Here is a 17,787-nt window from a genome sequence, read left to right on the forward strand (position 1 = left end):
TTATAACTATTGAATCATTATATATACATAACAAATTAATATAAGAACATGCTTTTGTTATATACTAATATTAATATTATGTAACTACAAAGAATATATATTCTAAAAAATAAAAAGTTTGATTCCCTAATGTAGACAACGACTTCATCCGTTAATTAAAGTGTCCTTTTAAAAATTTTAAACTTATTAATATATCTTGTATATGAATTTTCAATAGTCCTATATTTAATAAAAAATCTTTATATGTAAAAAAGGACTACCTTAGTAAGGTAGTCCTTTATATATCTTTTAATTTAAAATTTATTCAACTGTTACTGATTTAGCTAGATTTCTTGGCTTATCTACATCACAACCTCTTTCAACTGCAACGTAGTAAGATAATAATTGAAGTGGTAAAACTGTTAATATACTTGATAATATATCATCCACATTTGGTATATATATTACCTTATCAGCAGCTTTTTCAACTTCTTTATTCTTTTCTTGAGCTATTGCTATAACATAAGCTCCTCTAGCTCTAACTTCTTCCATATTAGATACCATTTTTTCAAATAGTTCTTCTTGAGTAGCTATAGCTATTACTGGAGTTCCTTTTTCTATTAAAGCTATTGTACCATGCTTTAACTCTCCAGCAGCAAATGCTTCAGCATGTATATAAGATATTTCTTTTATCTTTAATGCACCTTCCATAGCTAAGTTATAATCTAATCCTCTACCTAAGTAGAAAGCACTACTTGCTTCTCTTAATGTTTTAGCTACATCTTCTTTTATATAAGTTTCTTGTTCTAATGCTTTTGAAACTTTTTCTGGCATTTCTTTTAATTTTTCTATCATTTCATTGTAGAACTCTTTTGTTATAGTTCCTTTCTTTATAGCAAAGTCTAATGCTATCATGTAGAATGAAACTAATTGAGTTGTGTATGCCTTAGTTGATGCAACAGATATTTCTGGACCTGCCCATGTATAGAACACATCATCTGATTCTCTAGCTATAGAAGAACCAACAACGTTAGTTACTGATAATATTCTAGCTCCTCTTTCTTTAGCATATCTTAATGATGCTAAAGTGTCAGCAGTTTCTCCAGATTGACTTACTAATATTAATAAAGTATTTTCGTCAACAAATGGATCTCTATATCTAAATTCAGATGCTATATCAGTTATTACTGGTATCTTTGCAAACTTTTCTATAGCAAACTTTCCTACAAGACCTGCATGATATGCTGTACCACATGCAACTATATAAACTTTATTTATTTTGTCTAAGTCTTCCTTAGTCATTTTTATATCATCTAATTGGATTTCTCCATTTTCATTTAATCTTCTTATTAATGTTTCTTTAACTCCGTTTGGTTGTTCGTATATTTCTTTTAACATGAAATGCTCATATCCACCTTTAGATGCAGCTTCAACATCCCAAGTTATTTCTGTAACTTCTTTTTTAACTTCTTCTCTATTTTCATTTAATACTGTTAATTTATCTCCAACTATATGAACAAACTCTCCATTTTCTAAGAAGTATACATTTCTAGTATACTTTAGTATTGCAGGTATATCTGATGCTATAAAGTTTTCACCTTCACCAAGACCTACTACTAATGGGCTATCTTTTCTTACTGCAACTAATTCACTGTTATTATCTTTACATATAACACCTAATGCATATGCTCCTCTTAATCTTTCAGTTGCCTTATAAACAGCATCTAATAGGTTTCCTTCGTAGTATTTATCTACTAAGTGAGCTACTACTTCTGTGTCTGTTTGAGATAAGAATACTACACCTTCTGCTTGTAATTCTTCCTTTAATTCCATGTAGTTTTCTATTATACCATTGTGAACTACTGCTATTGTCTTATCCATATTGAAATGAGGATGTGAGTTTACATCTGATGGTTCTCCATGAGTTGCCCATCTAGTATGTCCTATTCCTAATCCACCTTCTATAGGATTTTTTTCTAAATCTTCAGCAAGTATTGCTAACCTTCCCTTGAACTTTCTTATTTCTAATTCATTTCCAGTGTTTACTGCAACACCAGCCGAGTCATATCCTCTATACTCTAATTTTGAAAGTCCTTCTACTAATACTTCTGTTGCTTGTCTGTGTCCTAAATATCCAACTATTCCACACATATTAAAATTCCTCCTAAAAATATTTTTTGTTTTATATATTTTAAGAGTTAGGTCATATTTACTTAAGTTTTCCCTTTGTCCAAAGAATTACTCCCTTGTTTTAAAGAAACTTTTACGATGGTAAATTCACCGCAGAGCATCCGCCGATAATTCGATAAACTCTGTCCTCGTCAACTTAGAAATTTTATAAAGTATTTCTTATAGCTAAGTTCTGGCGCTTTATAAAGTGAATACTAAGAAATATCTTAGCAATTCACCCTTTTAACTTTTACGCTTGGGTAATACTAGGCCTTAGCATTCACTTTTTAAATTACGATAGTTTTTCTTGTATAAGGTTAGCTAAATTTGTAGCTAATTCTTTTATTTGACCTTCCTCTTTACCCTCTAACATAACTCTTACTAATGGTTCTGTTCCTGATGGTCTTATTAATACCCTTCCACATCCATCTAGTAATTTTTCTATTCTTTCTATTTCACTCTTTATTTCTGGGTATTCCATGTATCTATTTTTATTTTCATTCTTTATTCTAGCATTAACTAACACTTGTGGATATTGAGTCATCACTGCTGCTAATTCTGATAACTTCTTACCTTCTTCTAATACTATTTGGGCTAATACTAATGAACTTAATACTCCATCTCCTGTAGTATTATAGTCTAAGAATATCATGTGCCCTGATTGCTCTCCACCTAAGTTATATCCAGTGTTTTTCATTTCTTCAAGTACATATCTATCTCCTACAGCAGTAGTAGCTAGATTTATTCCATGTTCCTTAGCTGCTATAGTAAGTCCTATATTACTCATCACTGTAACTACTAATGTATCCTTTGCTAACTTACCTTTATTCTTTAAGTGTATTGCACTTAATATCATTATATGGTCGCCATCTACAATGTTTCCATTTTCATCAACAGCTATTAATCTATCTGCATCACCATCATATGCAAGACCTAAGTCAGCATTATTCTCTACAACAGCTTTTTGTAATCCCTCTGGATGTGTTGAACCACATTTATCATTTATATTATTTCCATTTGGTTGACTATTTATTGTTACAACGCTTGCACCTAATTCTTTAAATATTATTGGTGCAACATTATAAGATGCTCCATTAGCACAGTCTAACACAACTTTTAATCCTTTAAAATCTACTTTTACTATAGATTTTAAGTAATCTATATAATCTCTCTGTGAATCATGTACATATACCTTTCTTCCAACATTTTCTCCTACTGGAAGATAATCAACCTTTTCTATATTGTCTATATAATTTTCTATTTCTAATTCTACAGAATCATCTAATTTATATCCATCTTTATTGAAGAACTTTATACCATTGTACTCAACTGGATTGTGAGATGCTGATATAACAACACCACAATCAGCTTCATATTTTCTAGTTAGGTATGCAACTGCTGGTGTTGGAACTACCCCAACTGTCATTACATCACATCCAACAGACATAAGTCCTGCTATTAAAGATGCTTCTAACATATCTCCTGATACTCTTGTGTCTTTTCCAACTACTACTTTAACTTTTTCTTTTCCTTGAGCTAGTACATATCCTCCAGCTCTACCTAATCTGTATGCTAAATCGCAAGTAAGTTCTGTATTTGCTACACCTCTTACTCCGTCTGTTCCAAAATACTTTCTCATAAAAAATCTCCTTTCGTGAAGAAAAGCTCGTCAATTATAATATATTATTATACACATTTAAGTGTTCTTAATTCCAAGTTTATTCCATAAAGACATTTTAATACATATATAAAAAAAGGACAATAGAATTCTTTCTATTGTCCCCTTTTTTGTAACTTTTTATATTATTTTATAGAACTAGATCCTTTTTGTAAAGCTTCCTTATTTAATGGAACGAATTTTTCTTTACTTGGTCCAAATACTTTCTTGAATGCTTCTAAAACTGAGTCTACCTCTACTGTTGGTTCAGTTTTTAAATAAGCACCTAACATTACCATGTTAGCAACTCTAGGGTTTCCTAACTCTAAAGCTATATCATTAGCTGGTATATAGTAAACATCAACATCATCTCTTTCTACTTTTCTTTCTATAAGAGAACTGTTAACTAATATTTTTCCACCTGGCTTAACTTCACTTTCAAACTTATCAAGTGATGGTAAGTTCATTACTATTGCACAAGTTGCATCTCCTGCTATAACTGGAGAACCAACTGGCTTATTAGATACAGTTACTGAACAGTTAGCTGTACCTCCACGCATCTCTGGTCCATAAGATGGTAACCAAGAAACTTCTTTACCTTCTAGCATACCTGCATATGTAAGTAATTGTCCCATAGACATTACCCCTTGACCACCAAATCCTGCACATATTACTCTAGCTGTAGACATATTACTTCACCTCCTCAGCGATTTCAACATCTTTTATATTGCCTATTGGATAGTATGGCATCATATTATCTCTTAACCATTGTAATGCATCATTTGGATTTAATCCCCAGTTAGTTGGACATGTAGATAAAACTTCTACTATACCAAATCCAAGTCCTGCTTGTTGTACTTCGAATGCTTTCTTTATAGCTTTTTTAGCTTTTCTAACATTAGCAGGAGTATCTACAGAAACTCTTTCTACAAACACTGCACCTGGTAATGTAGCTAGCATTTCACTCATTCTTATTGGGAATCCTTGCTTATCTATTTGTCTACCATATGGAGCTGTTGTAGCTTTTTGTCCAACTAATGTAGTTGGAGCCATTTGCCCACCAGTCATTCCATATATAGCATTATTTACGAATATTGTAGTGAATTTTTCACCTCTAGCTGCTGCATGAACTATTTCAGCTGTACCTATAGATGCTAAGTCTCCATCTCCTTGGTATGTAAATACTGTCTTATCTGGATGAACTCTCTTTATTCCAGTAGCTGCTGCTGGAGCTCTACCATGAGATGCTTCTTGCATATCACAATTAAAATAGTTGTATGCTAAAACTGAACATCCAACTGGAGCTACACCTATAGTGTCTCCTAATACATCTAACTCTTCTAATACTTCTCCTACTAATCTGTGGATTATACCATGAGTACATCCTGGGCAGTAGTGTGTTTGAGCATCTGTTAATCCCTTAGTTTTCTTAAATACAACTGACATTATCTAGCACCTCCTACAGCTAATTCACTTTCCATTACTTCTTTTGCTTTATTAGCTATACTTTCTGGATCAGGTATCATTCCTCCTGCTCTTCCGTAGAAGTGTACAGGTAATCTTCCTTCAACAGCTAATCTTACATCCTCTACCATTTGCCCCATACTCATTTCAACAGTTAATAAGCTTTTAGCTTCTGGTATTTGATTGAATGCTTCAAATGGGAATGGCCATAAAGTCTTAGGTCTTATTAAACCAGCTTTGATTCCTTCTTCTCTTAACATATCTATAGAATTTTTAACTATTCTTGCTGTAGTACCATAAGCTACAAATACTAATTCAGCATCTTCAGTCTTATACATTTCATAATCAACTTCATTTTTTTCTATTTCTCTGTACTTAGCTTCTAGCTTTATACAGTGTTTTTCTAGTTCATCTGGTTGTAAGTATAAAGAATTTATTATATTAGGCTTTCTTTCTCCTTTAGTTCCTACTGTAGCCCAATCTTTAGGTTTTAATTCTCTAGTTTTAGGAGCTTTAAATTCTACTGGCTCCATCATTTGTCCTATCATACCATCTGCAACTACCATAACTGGAGTTCTATAGTAATCAGCAACATTGAAAGCTTCCATTATCATATCAACAGCTTCTTGAACTGTAGCTGGAGCATAAACTGGAGTTCTATAATCTCCATTTCCTCCACCTCTTGTAGACATAAAGTAGTCAGATTGAGAAGGTTGTATTCCTCCAAGTCCTGGACCACCTCTCATTACGTTAACTACAACACATGGTAATTCAGCACCTGCTGCATAAGTTATACCTTCTTGTTTTAAAGCTATTCCTGGTGAAGATGAAGAAGTCATAACTCTAGCTCCTGCTCCTGCTCCACCATATATCATGTTTATAGCAGAAACTTCTGATTCAGCTTGAACAAATACTCCTCCAACATTAGGTAGTTCTTTAGACATATATTCTGGTAACTCATTTTGTGGTGTTATTGGATAACCGAAGAAATATTTACATCCAGCTTCTATAGCTGCTTTCCCAAATGCTTCGTTACCCTTCATAAGTATCTTAGCCATTTACAAATCCCCCTTATATTTTAATTAGTCTCTCTCAACTGTTATAACTGCATCTGGACACATAGTCGCACAGTTTGAACAACCTATACATTTATCCATTTCTACTACTGTAGCTGGATTGTATCCCTTTTTGTTGATTTTGTTATTATCAATTACTACTATTTGCTTTGGACATGCAGCTACACATAATGCACATCCTTTACAAAGGTCTTGATTGAAAGTTACAGTTCCCTTAGCCATATTCCTTTGTCCCCCTTAGAAAAATTTATAATTATTTTACTAATAAACTACATCCAAGCTTCTCTCATATAAAGCTTGATAGGGAAAATTTCTCCCTCTAAACCTTCTGGAAGTTGTGGAACTAATTCTTCTAAACATACTATATATTTAACTGGTATATCATACTGTCTAGACACTTGCTCAACTAATTTTTGACCTTTTAAAACATCATCAATTGTAGTTGACCTTACTAAATGTGTATTGTTTACTAGCCCAGTAACCTTAAGACCAGAAGATTTCTCAATTGCTCTTATATGACCTATTACATCTTCTACTGACTGAGTATATTCTCTATTAGCGTTTACTACGCAAAACATATCGTAGTCAGCTTTTTCTATTAATTCGTGGAATCTACCTACCACTCTAGCTCCTACGTTGTCCCCTCCTACATCCATAACATAACTATAAGAACTATCTGTTATTGGTGACATTATTTGAGGAGATATAGCTGGTAAATCTAAAGTTGGTGCGTCTATTGAACTATATATAGGAAGGATATCTAAAGAATTTAACAAATCCTTTTTTTCCCTTGTTCTAAAATAAACATTTACTACATCTAAATCTGATAAGGCAACTTTACCTTCTACCTCATTTCTTAATTTGGTAACATAGTTCATAGCAAACTCACTTTTACCACTACCATAGTGTCCTATTATAATTCTTATCCTCTTATCATCTATTATCATTAGTTACCACCTATTAAGTCAATTTTGTATTTATATTAAATTTATATCATTAACTATATTGAACTTCATATCCATAATTTTTTGGTTCTTCTTCTTTATTTAATACTCTAAGTCCACCTTGAGCTAATGCTATCATTTCATCTTCACCTGGGTAAACTTTTACATCAGATATAAAATTAACTCTCTCTTTAATCATTCCTGTAAACATCTTAGAGTAAGCTATTCCACCAGTTAAAAGGATTGCATCTACATTACCTTTTAATACTGATGCACAAGAACCTATTTCTTTACTTACTTGGTAAGCCATAGCTTCATATACTAATTTAGCTTTTTCATCACCAACTTCTATTCTAGATTCAACTTCTCTACCATCATTAGTATTTAAGTATCCTACTAGACCACCATTTCCTTTTATCTTTTTCTTTATTTCATCTTGAGTGTATTTTCCACTAAAGCACATCTTCACTAAGTCTCCGACCGGTAATCCACCACTTCTCTCTGGTGAAAATGGCCCTTCTCCATCTAAAGCATTGGCAACATCTATTACTTTACCTTTTTCATGTGCTCCAACAGATATTCCTCCACCCATATGTGCTACTATAAAGTTACAGTCAAAATACTCTTTTTCTAATTCTTTAGCTGCTCTTCTAGCAGTAGCCTTTTGGTTTAAAGCATGGAATATACTCTTTCTATCTATATCTTCACTCCCTGATATTCTAGCTACATCATCCATTTCATCTACAACTACTGGATCAACTATGTAAGATGGTACATTTACTGTATCTCCTATTTCTTTTGCTATAATTCCGCCTAGATTTGATGCATGTTCCCCTAATACACCAACCTTTAAGTCATCAATCATAGCTTCATTAACAATATAAGTTCCACCTTCTATAGGCTTAAGAAGTCCACCTCTACCTACTACTGCATCTAAATCAGATGTTTTTATTCCACCTTCTGTTAATGCATCTTCAATCACTGTTTTTCTAAACTCAAACTGATCTGAAATCTTCTCATACTTGCCTATTTCTTCAGAAGAATGTCTTAAAGTTTTTTCAAAGACTAAATCCTCATTATCAAATACTGCAATCTTCGTTGATGTTGAACCAGGATTTATAGTTAATATTTTGAATACCTTATTCAATTGTGTTACCCCCTTAATAAACTAGGCTTTAGCTGCCATTAATACCCCTAATGCTATAGAATTTAGTTTAGTTTCTTCATTGTCTGCTCTTGATGTTAATATAATAGGCGCTTTAGCCCCTACTATCACACCTGCATTTTTAGATTTTGAGAAAAATACTAATGATTTATATAATATATTTCCAGCTTCTATATCTGGAGCTAATAATATATCTGCTTTACCTGCTACTGGATGATTTATTCCCTTATGATTTGCGGCTTCTATTGATACAGCATTGTCTAATGCAAATGGACCTCCTACTATGCATCCTTTTATTTCGCCTTTTTCACACATTTCTTCTAATTCTTTGGCATCTATTGTATCTTGCATTTTAGGATTTACTTTTTCTTTAGCACATAATGCTGCTACTTTTGGTGTGTTGATATCGAGTGCATGAGCTACCGTGCATGAATTTTCTATGATTTGTTTTTTGATATTTACATCTGGTGATAAGTTCATAGCTGCATCAGTTATAAAGAATAATCTATCATAACCTTCTACATCAAATACAGCTACATGGCTTAGTACATTCCCTGTTCTTAAACCAACCTCTTTATTTAATACAGCCTTTAGAATTATAGATGTATCTACTAAGCCTTTCATTACCATATCAGCTTTTCCTTGAGATACTAATTCTACTGCTTTTAATGACGCTTCTGATAAATCTTTTATATCTTTTAGTTCATAGTTATTAAGGTCTATACCTACATCATTTGCTATTTCTCTCGTTTTTTCTATATCCCCTACTAATATAGCCTTTGCTATCCCTTCTTTTCTCGCCATTTCTACTGCCATTAATACCTCTTTATCTTGGCAACATGCTACAGAGATAATTTTAGGACCTCTTTCCTTAGCGAATTTTATTACTTCTGTAAAGTTTTTCATCTAATCCACCCCATTTTGTATGCAATAAATATAGATTGGTACGTTTAGCTTTTAATAAACATCTCTATCCCCTTAATTCTGTTAATTTTTAAGCTAATTACTAATTTGTCTCATACCTATATTATATATATTCTACCAACGTTTTCCCACTATATTTATAATTTTTAAATTTTCAGAATTATTTCACTTTTATATAATGTCAATTATCCTTTTAAAAAATCTTCAATATATATCATTATGTATAATTATACCTTTAATAATTATAATCCTTTATAATTGACAGATTTTTAATTATTTTTTTATTTGCTGATATGTTAGTAAACTATTTTAGTAAATCTAAGAGCCATATTATTTCATATTAATTAAAAAAGACATAAGAAAAATACTATATTTTCTTATGTCTTTATATTATTATATCTCACTTGGATCTATAACTATTTTATTAAATTTATAACTAGAATCATATTCTATCTTATATTTTTGATTTTCATTTGGCTTAGATAAATCTATGTATAGTTTTATATCTGATTTTTCTAAGTTTTCTATTGTGCTAGGATAATCAACAGTAACCCTTACAGATTCTGGAATATCGATATCTGATGTATTCTTACCATCTGAATTTCTTAATTCTATTTCATCTTTGCTATAAGTAAATTCCTTCTGTAATGATTTATCGCCATTAAGCTTTATAGTAATATATTTTGTATCTGATGATATACCTTTTGGAATATTTAACTCTACATCCTTAGGAAATCCAGATGTTATATCATCTAAATTAACCTCTTTAGTTTCTATATATTCTATACCATCGATTAAATCTTTACTCCCTTTTATGATGATATTGCTTTTACTAAGCTCATAACTCGGTACTTTTTCATTATCTGATGTATTTTCTTTTAATTTAACCCTTATTGGAACAGTTTTTTCTTTTAATAACGTTGCTGATACTTTTAATGTTGATTGATATAACTTTACGCCTTTAACTTTATTTCCATTTTTATCTACTGGTGTTAAATTAATTTCACTTGAAAAATCTTGTGTTCTTGAGCCTACATCTAATACTCCAATCACTTTAGTTACCTCATTCACTAAAGTCCTTGGACCTGATACTTCTATGCTCTTTTTATCTCCATCTATACTTACTTTATCTATATTACCTTTAGAATTTCCTTCTAATTTAACTTCTATATTTTTATTTTCTTGTACTATTTTATCTAAATTAACTGCTATAACATTACTCTTTAGCTCATGAGTCATTCCTGGCAAAGTCGGTACCCTTAAGTATACTTGATTTTTTCCTTCCATAGGATTTTCTATAGTACCATAAACGTGTATATCTTCTTTTTTTACCTTTTGTATCTTAGATAATTTGCCGGAAATAGAAACATCAATAGTCAATTCTCCATCTGGATAAATTACAAAACCTTTTTCTTTTAATTCATTCATATTACTTATAACTATAGGGACATTCTCAAATAGCTTAGTATCCGTCGGATCCACTATTGCCATTACATATAGCCATAATGTTATTGCGCTAAGCAGGGATATTAATTTTATTTTTGTATTATGCTTTAATTTATTCATCATTTAAATATCCCACCTTTTAAAAAGCTTTTTTCATCAACTTTAGGCTTTAAATTTTTCTTAAGTATACTTTCCATTCTTTCTTTTGGTATATTTCTATATATTTTTCCCGCTTTTGCAATTGATACATCCCCTGTTTCTTCTGATACTATAAGGGATATACAGTCAGAAACTTCACTTACTCCGACTGCTGCTCTATGTCGTGTTCCTAGATCCTTACTTAAGTCTTTACTCTCTGTTAAAGGAAGGAAACATGCAGCAGCTTTTACCTTTGAATCTCTAATGACAACTGCTCCATCATGTAATGGTGTATTTGGAATAAATATATTAATTAGTAATTGTCTTGATACCTCTGCATCTATTATAGTTCCCGTATTTATTATATCACCTATCTTAGTTTCTCTTTCCATTATAATAAGAGCTCCTATTTTTTGTCTTGATAGTGAATATAAAGCCTCGACAATCTCTTCTATCATTTTATTAAATGTTTCTTCAGATGTATTAGGACTTCCTTTTAGAAAGAATTTAAATCTCGTCCTACCTATATGTTCAAGTCCTGCTCTAAGTTCTGGCTGGAATATTATTATCGCAGCTAAAAAACCAATCTCAAGAGCATTTACTAATAGCCAGTGAAGTGTATGCAATTTAAAAGTCTCGCTCAACTGAGTCGCTACTAATAAAAATATTATTCCTTTTAAAACTTGCTCTGCTCTTGTATCCTTTATAAACATAAATATTTTATAAAATATATATGCTACTATGGATATATCTATAATATCATTTACAGTTACTTTATTGATAATATCCAAAAAACCACTGAAAAAAGAATTTATATCCAACACAGTTTTGTCCTCCTGTTTGACAGCTTCTTCATTACTATATTAAGTATTATACTATATTAATATAAGTATATACAAACTATTTAGCTCCTATCATTTTTTATAATTTAAAAATAAACATAAAAAAAAGTTTCACTATAGTGAAACTTTATATTGGTGAGCGCACAGGGATTCGAACCCCGGACACACGCCTTAGAAGGGCGTTGCTCTATCCAGCTGAGCTATGCACCCATGTAATTAAAATGGAGCGGGAAACGAGATTCGAACTCGCGACTTCAACCTTGGCAAGGTTGCGCTCTACCGCTGAACTATTCCCGCAGATTCAATGGCGGGAATAACAGGACTCGAACCTGTGACCCATTGATTAACAGTCAATTGCTCTACCAACTGAGCCATATTCCCGCGTATTAAATTAAGTGGCGACCTGGAAGGGACTCGAACCCTCGACCTCCAGCGTGACAGGCTGGCATTCTAACCAGCTGAACTACCAGGCCGCGAATGGTGGGACTAACAGGGCTCGAACCTGTGACCCCCTGCTTGTAAGGCAGGTGCTCTCCCAGCTGAGCTATAGTCCCATAAGTTATTTGGAGCGGGTGAAGGGGATCGAACCCTCACAGCCGGCTTGGAAGGCCGGAACTCTACCATTGAGCTACACCCGCGTATTAAATTGGTGACCCATAGGGGAATCGAACCCCTGTTACCGCCGTGAAAGGGCGGTGTCTTGACCGCTTGACCAATGGGCCATATTTTATTTGGTTGCGGAGGCAGGACTCGAACCTGCGACCTTCGGGTTATGAGCCCGACGAGCTGCCAACTGCTCCACCCCGCGATATTAAAGTTGGTGCCGAAGACCGGAATCGAACCGGTACGAGAGGTAAGTCCCGCAGGATTTTAAGTCCTGTGCGTCTGCCAGTTCCGCCACTTCGGCATACCACGTGGCTACGTCTTACTCTCCCAGGAGGTCGCCCTCCAAGTACCATCAGCGCTAAAGAGCTTAACTTCTGTGTTCGGTATGGGAACAGGTGTATCCTCTTTGCTATAATAACCACATAATATGTTGTTGTCCTCTCTAGGACAAGTATTATAATATCATTTTTATGATATTTTGTCAACATTTTTTTCAAAGTTTTTTAATTAATACTCTGAAAACTGTATATCATTTAGTTAATGATTTTGGTCAAGTCCTCGACCTATTAGTATCGATAAGCTAAATACATTACTGCACTTACACCTTCGACCTATCAACCAGGTAGTCTTCCTGGGGTCTTACCCTTACGGTGGGAAATCTTATCTTGAAGTTGGCTTCGCGCTTAGATGCTTTCAGCGCTTATCCATTCCGTACATAGCTACCCAGCCATGCCCTTGGCAGAACAACTGGTACACCAGAGGTACGTCCATCCCGGTCCTCTCGTACTAAGGACAGGTCTCCTCAAATTTCCTACGCCTGCGACGGATAGGGACCGAACTGTCTCACGACGTTCTGAACCCAGCTCGCGTACCACTTTAATGGGCGAACAGCCCAACCCTTGGGACCTACTACAGCCCCAGGATGTGATGAGCCGACATCGAGGTGCCAAACCTCCCCGTCGATGTGGACTCTTGGGGGAGATAAGCCTGTTATCCCCAGGGTAGCTTTTATCCGTTGAGCGATGGCCCTTCCATGCGGAACCACCGGATCACTAAGTCCGACTTTCGTCCTTGCTCGACCTGTATGTCTTGCAATCAAGCTTCCTTTTGCCTTTACACTCTTCGCACGATTTCCGACCGTGCTGAGGAAACCTTTGAGCGCCTCCGTTACTTTTTGGGAGGCGACCGCCCCAGTCAAACTGCCCACCTGACGGTGTCCCAAGACCTGATTCAAGGCCTCTGGTTAGGATCCCAGTACTACAAGGGTGGTATCCCAAGGGTGACTCCACACAGACTGGCGTCCATGCTTCATAGTCTCCCACCTATCCTGTACATGTAGTACCAAGACCCAACGTCAAGCTACAGTAAAGCTCCATGGGGTCTTTCCGTCCTGTCGCAGGTACCCGGCATCTTCACCGGGATTACAATTTCACCGAGTCTATTGTTGAGACAGTGCCCAAATCGTTACGCCTTTCGTGCGGGTCGGAACTTACCCGACAAGGAATTTCGCTACCTTAGGACCGTTATAGTTACGGCCGCCGTTTACTGGGGCTTAAGTTCACTGCTTCGGATTACTCCTAACAGATCCCCTTAACCTTCCAGCACCGGGCAGGCGTCAGCTCCTATACATCGTCTTGCGACTTAGCAGAAACCTGTGTTTTTGGTAAACAGTCGCTTGGGCCTATTCTCTGCGGCCATCCAATGGATGGCACCCCTTATCCCTAAGTTACGGGGTCATTTTGCCGAGTTCCTTAACAATAGTTCTCTCGCTGGCCTTAGGATACTCTCCTCACCCACCTGTGTCGGTTTACGGTACGGGCACCTTTAACCTCGGTAGAGACTTTTCTCGACAGTGTGAAATCAGCTACTTCGCCCGAAAGGGCTCCCCATCGTACCCTAGCATTATCAAGACGGATTTGCCTATCTTGACTGCCTCAGTACTTAGCCACACATAACCAACAGTGTGGTTAGCTTATCCTACTGTGTCATCCCATTCCTCAAACGGTTATTGGTGGTACAGGAATATCAACCTGTTGTCCATCACCTACGCCTTTCGGCCTCGGCTTAGGTCCCGACTAACCCAGGGCGGACGAACCTTCCCCTGGAAACCTTGGGTTTACGGCCCGTGGGATTCTCACCCACGTCTCGCTACTCATGCCAACATTCTCACTCGTATACTGTCCACATGTCCTTACGGTCATGCTTCAGCCTGCATACGAAGCTCCCCTACCCATCATAAATGATGCCGTAGCTTCGGTAGTACGTTTTAGCCCCGGAAATTTTCGGCGCAGGATCACTCGACCAGTGAGCTATTACGCACTCTTTAAATGAGTGGCTGCTTCTAAGCCAACATCCTGGTTGTCTGTGCAATCCCACATCCTTTACCACTTAACGTACATTTAGGGACCTTAGCTGACGATCTGGGCTGTTGCCCTCTTGACTATGAATCTTATCACCCACAGTCTGACTCCTGAGCAAAAGAAGACGGCATTCGGAGTTTGATAGTCTTCGGTAAGTGCAATACCCCCTAGGACATTCAGTGCTCTACCTCCGTTTCTCTAAGCTCAAGGCTAGCCCTAAAGCTATTTCGGGGAGAACCAGCTATCTCCGGGCTCGATTGGAATTTCACCGCTATCCACAAGTCATCCCCGAGCTTTTCAACGCTCGTGGGTTCGGTCCTCCACGAAATTTTACTTTCGCTTCAACCTGCTCATGGATAGGTCGCCCGGTTTCGGGTCTACGTCAAGTAACTTAAATCGCCCATTTAAGACTCGCTTTCGCTACGGCTCCACACCTTAAGTGCTTAACCTTGCTACTTAACGTAACTCGTTGGCCCGTTCTACAAAAAGTACGCGGTCACACAAGTAATGTGCTCCCACAGCTTGTAAGTGCAGGGTTTCAGGTTCTATTTCACTCCCCTCCCGGGGTTCTTTTCACCTTTCCCTCACGGTACTATGCGCTATCGGTCACTAGGTAGTATTTAGGCTTGGAGGATGGTCCCTCCTGCTTCCCACAGGGTTTCACGTGTCCCGTGGTACTCTGGATCATATCTGAAGTCTTCTCGTTTTGACTACGTGGCTGTTACACTTTATAGCGGAGCTTTCCAACTCTCTTCGTCTACAATAGCCTCTTCGTTGATGATATGTCCGCAACCCCAACAAAGAAAACTTTGTTGGTTTGGCCTGTTCCGCGTTCGCTCGCCGCTACTTACGGAATCGATTTTTCTTTCTCTTCCTCCAGGTACTTAGATGTTTCAGTTCCCCGGGTTCCCCTCGCTAAGCTATGTATTCACTTAACGATACTTAGACATTACTCTAAGTGAGTTTCCTCATTCGGAAATCTTCGGATCAAAGTTTACGTGCAACTCCCCGAAGCTTATCGCAGCTTATCACGTCCTTCATCGGCTCCTAGTGCCAAGGCATCCGCCCTGCACCCTTAATAACTTGACCAGTTATTAAAAAGTTATCGCGAATGAACAAACTTCGTATTCACTCAGTTTATTCCATTGCTTAAAGTTATTTTAAAGACTTTTCTTGTCTATTTATAAAAAATGATGTCATATCACTAAATGTTATACAGTTTTCAAAGTACTAATGGTGGAGATGAGGAGGATCGAACTCCTGACCCCTTGCGTGCAAGGCAAGTGCTCTCCCAGCTGAGCTACACCCCCAAGTTGTCTTTTCAACATTAGATATTTTACTATCTTATGTGAAAATTGTCAATATAGAATTTTCATTTTTAACAAAAAAAATAAAAACCCTCAAAATTAAACAGTAGGTAATTCTCCTTAGAAAGGAGGTGATCCAGCCGCACCTTCCGATACGGCTACCTTGTTACGACTTCACCCCAGTTATTGATTTCACCTTCGACGGACGCTTCCAAAAGGTTAGCTATCCGGCTTCGGGCGCCCCCAACTTCCGTGGTGTGACGGGCGGTGTGTACAAGACCCGGGAACGCATTCACCGCAGCATTCTGATCTGCGATTACTAGTAACTCCAGCTTCATGTAGGCGAGTTTCAGCCTACAATCCGAACTGAGAATGGCTTTAAGGGATTAGCTCCACCTCACGGTTTGGCTGCCCTCTGTACCACCCATTGTAGCACGTGTGTAGCCCTAAGCATAAGGGGCATGATGATTTGACGTCATCCCCACCTTCCTCCAGGTTATCCCTGGCAGTCCCTCTAGAGTGCCCAACTTAATGCTGGCAACTAAAGGCAAGGGTTGCGCTCGTTGCGGGACTTAACCCAACATCTCACGACACGAGCTGACGACAACCATGCACCACCTGTCACTTCTGTCCCCGAAGGGAAAGATGCGATTAGGCATCGGTCAAAAGGATGTCAAGCTTAGGTAAGGTTCTTCGCGTTGCTTCGAATTAAACCACATGCTCCGCTACTTGTGCGGGTCCCCGTCAATTCCTTTGAGTTTCACTCTTGCGAGCGTACTTCCCAGGCGGAGTACTTAATGCGTTAGCTGCGCCACCGAAGGGGGTAACCTCCGACAGCTAGTACTCATCGTTTACGGCGTGGACTACCAGGGTATCTAATCCTGTTTGCTCCCCACGCTTTCGTGCCTCAGCGTCAGTTACAGTCCAGAGAGCCGCCTTCGCAACTGGTATTCCTCCTAATATCTACGCATTTCACCGCTACACTAGGAATTCTACTCTCCTCTCCTGCACTCAAGTCTTACAGTTTCAAGAGCTTACTACGGTTGAGCCGTAGCCTTTCACTCCTGACTTGAAAGACCGCCTACGCACCCTTTACGCCCAGTAATTCCGGATAACGCTAGCCCCCTACGTATTACCGCGGCTGCTGGCACGTAGTTAGCCGGGGCTTCCTCCTCAAGTACCGTCATTATCTTCCTTGAGGACAGAGCTTTACGACCCGAAGGCCTTCATCGCTCACGCGGCGTTGCTGCATCAGGCTTTCGCCCATTGTGCAATATTCCCCACTGCTGCCTCCCGTAGGAGTTTGGACCGTGTCTCAGTTCCAATGTGGCCGATCACCCTCTCAGGTCGGCTACTGATCGTCGCCTTGGTAAGCCGTTACCTTACCAACTAGCTAATCAGACGCGGGTCCATCCTGTACCGCAAAAGCTTTGATAAGAAAGCCATGCAACTCTCTCATGTTATCTCGTATTAGCATACCTTTCGGTATGTTATCCGTGTGTACAGGGCAGGTTACCCACGCGTTACTCACCCGTCCGCCGCTCTTTACCGAAGTAAATCGCTCGACTTGCATGTGTTAGGCACGCCGCCAGCGTTCATCCTGAGCCAGGATCAAACTCTCAAATAAAAGTTGTTACCTGCTCAGACTATCATTATCTGAATATCTGGCTTGGTTTGTTTTCGATTCTTTTAAGAATCAGTTATATAAAT

11 protein-coding genes, 10 tRNA genes and 3 rRNA genes are annotated in these 17,787 nt (G+C 37.3%); all 24 read right to left on the reverse strand.

Features of this window, described 5'->3' with window-relative positions:
- Positions 1-300 precede the first annotated feature (300 nt).
- The 24 genes from glmS to FRIFI_RS13580 all read right to left on the reverse strand — a co-directional run bounded on the left by glmS (position 301) and on the right by FRIFI_RS13580 (position 17,704).
- On the reverse strand, positions 301-2,130 hold the full coding sequence (gene glmS, locus FRIFI_RS13465) for a glutamine--fructose-6-phosphate transaminase (isomerizing) (RefSeq protein ID WP_092921894.1): 1,830 nt from the start codon (positions 2,128-2,130) through the stop codon (positions 301-303).
- Positions 2,131-2,440: 310 nt separating this feature from the next.
- Positions 2,441-3,787: a phosphoglucosamine mutase gene (gene glmM / locus FRIFI_RS13470; protein WP_166506113.1), complete on the reverse strand. Its 1,347-nt coding sequence runs from the start codon at positions 3,785-3,787 to the stop codon at positions 2,441-2,443.
- A gap of 164 nt (positions 3,788-3,951) precedes the next feature.
- Positions 3,952-4,494: a 2-oxoacid:acceptor oxidoreductase family protein gene (locus FRIFI_RS13475; RefSeq protein ID WP_092921890.1), complete on the reverse strand. Its 543-nt coding sequence runs from the start codon at positions 4,492-4,494 to the stop codon at positions 3,952-3,954.
- A gap of 1 nt (position 4,495) precedes the next feature.
- Entirely contained in the window at positions 4,496-5,251 is a 756-nt protein-coding gene (locus tag FRIFI_RS13480; protein WP_092921888.1) for a thiamine pyrophosphate-dependent enzyme, read from the reverse strand.
- Positions 5,251-6,327: a 3-methyl-2-oxobutanoate dehydrogenase subunit VorB gene (locus tag FRIFI_RS13485; RefSeq protein ID WP_166506114.1), complete on the reverse strand. Its 1,077-nt coding sequence runs from the start codon at positions 6,325-6,327 to the stop codon at positions 5,251-5,253. The genes FRIFI_RS13480 and FRIFI_RS13485 overlap by 1 nt, the downstream gene beginning before the upstream one ends.
- A 24-nt stretch (positions 6,328-6,351) precedes the next feature.
- Positions 6,352-6,567 carry a 4Fe-4S binding protein gene (locus FRIFI_RS13490; protein ID WP_092921884.1) on the reverse strand — a complete coding sequence of 72 codons (216 nt, stop codon included), beginning with the start codon at positions 6,565-6,567 and terminating at the stop codon, positions 6,352-6,354.
- Positions 6,568-6,614: 47 nt separating this feature from the next.
- The gene (locus FRIFI_RS13495; RefSeq protein WP_176579626.1) at positions 6,615-7,292 is read right to left on the reverse strand and encodes an ATP-binding protein; all 678 of its coding nucleotides are present in this window, start codon (positions 7,290-7,292) and stop codon (positions 6,615-6,617) included.
- Positions 7,293-7,341: 49 nt separating this feature from the next.
- The gene (buk, locus tag FRIFI_RS13500; RefSeq protein ID WP_166506115.1) at positions 7,342-8,436 is read right to left on the reverse strand and encodes a butyrate kinase; all 1,095 of its coding nucleotides are present in this window, start codon (positions 8,434-8,436) and stop codon (positions 7,342-7,344) included.
- A gap of 21 nt (positions 8,437-8,457) precedes the next feature.
- Positions 8,458-9,360, reverse strand: coding sequence for a phosphate butyryltransferase (gene ptb / locus FRIFI_RS13505; RefSeq protein WP_166506116.1), 903 nt, complete (start codon positions 9,358-9,360; stop codon positions 8,458-8,460).
- Between the two features lie 411 nt (positions 9,361-9,771).
- Positions 9,772-10,947, reverse strand: a complete 1,176-nt coding sequence (locus tag FRIFI_RS13510; RefSeq protein WP_166506117.1) for a CdaR family protein — start codon at positions 10,945-10,947, stop codon at positions 9,772-9,774.
- Positions 10,944-11,786 (reverse strand): diadenylate cyclase CdaA, encoded by an 843-nt coding sequence (cdaA, locus tag FRIFI_RS13515; protein ID WP_092921874.1) that lies wholly within the window; start codon positions 11,784-11,786, stop codon positions 10,944-10,946. The genes FRIFI_RS13510 and cdaA overlap by 4 nt, the downstream gene beginning before the upstream one ends.
- A 151-nt stretch (positions 11,787-11,937) precedes the next feature.
- Positions 11,938-12,014 (reverse strand) — tRNA-Arg (locus tag FRIFI_RS13520).
- Between the two features lie 12 nt (positions 12,015-12,026).
- Positions 12,027-12,101: transfer RNA gene (locus tag FRIFI_RS13525), tRNA-Gly, on the reverse strand.
- A gap of 8 nt (positions 12,102-12,109) precedes the next feature.
- A tRNA-Asn gene (locus tag FRIFI_RS13530) sits at positions 12,110-12,185 on the reverse strand.
- 15 nt (positions 12,186-12,200) lie between these two features.
- A tRNA-Asp gene (locus FRIFI_RS13535) sits at positions 12,201-12,277 on the reverse strand.
- Between the two features lie 5 nt (positions 12,278-12,282).
- Positions 12,283-12,358: transfer RNA gene (locus tag FRIFI_RS13540), tRNA-Val, on the reverse strand.
- A 10-nt stretch (positions 12,359-12,368) separates the two neighbouring features.
- A tRNA-Gly gene (locus tag FRIFI_RS13545) sits at positions 12,369-12,442 on the reverse strand.
- A 9-nt stretch (positions 12,443-12,451) separates the two neighbouring features.
- Positions 12,452-12,526, reverse strand: a tRNA-Glu gene (locus FRIFI_RS13550).
- 10 nt (positions 12,527-12,536) lie between these two features.
- Positions 12,537-12,612 (reverse strand) — tRNA-Met (locus FRIFI_RS13555).
- 10 nt (positions 12,613-12,622) lie between these two features.
- Positions 12,623-12,711 (reverse strand) — tRNA-Leu (locus tag FRIFI_RS13560).
- Between the two features lie 5 nt (positions 12,712-12,716).
- Positions 12,717-12,833: ribosomal RNA gene (rrf, locus tag FRIFI_RS13565) — 5S ribosomal RNA — on the reverse strand.
- Positions 12,834-12,956: 123 nt separating this feature from the next.
- Positions 12,957-15,859: ribosomal RNA gene (locus FRIFI_RS13570) — 23S ribosomal RNA — on the reverse strand.
- Between the two features lie 145 nt (positions 15,860-16,004).
- A tRNA-Ala gene (locus FRIFI_RS13575) sits at positions 16,005-16,080 on the reverse strand.
- Positions 16,081-16,201: 121 nt separating this feature from the next.
- Positions 16,202-17,704 (reverse strand): 16S ribosomal RNA (locus FRIFI_RS13580).
- The 16S, 23S and 5S rRNA genes sit together here with 10 tRNA genes alongside, the layout of an rRNA operon.
- Positions 17,705-17,787 lie beyond the last annotated feature (83 nt).

It is taken from the genome of Romboutsia hominis (genome assembly GCF_900002575.1).
In the GTDB taxonomy this organism is placed as follows: Bacteria; Bacillota; Clostridia; order Peptostreptococcales; family Peptostreptococcaceae; genus Romboutsia_C; species Romboutsia_C hominis.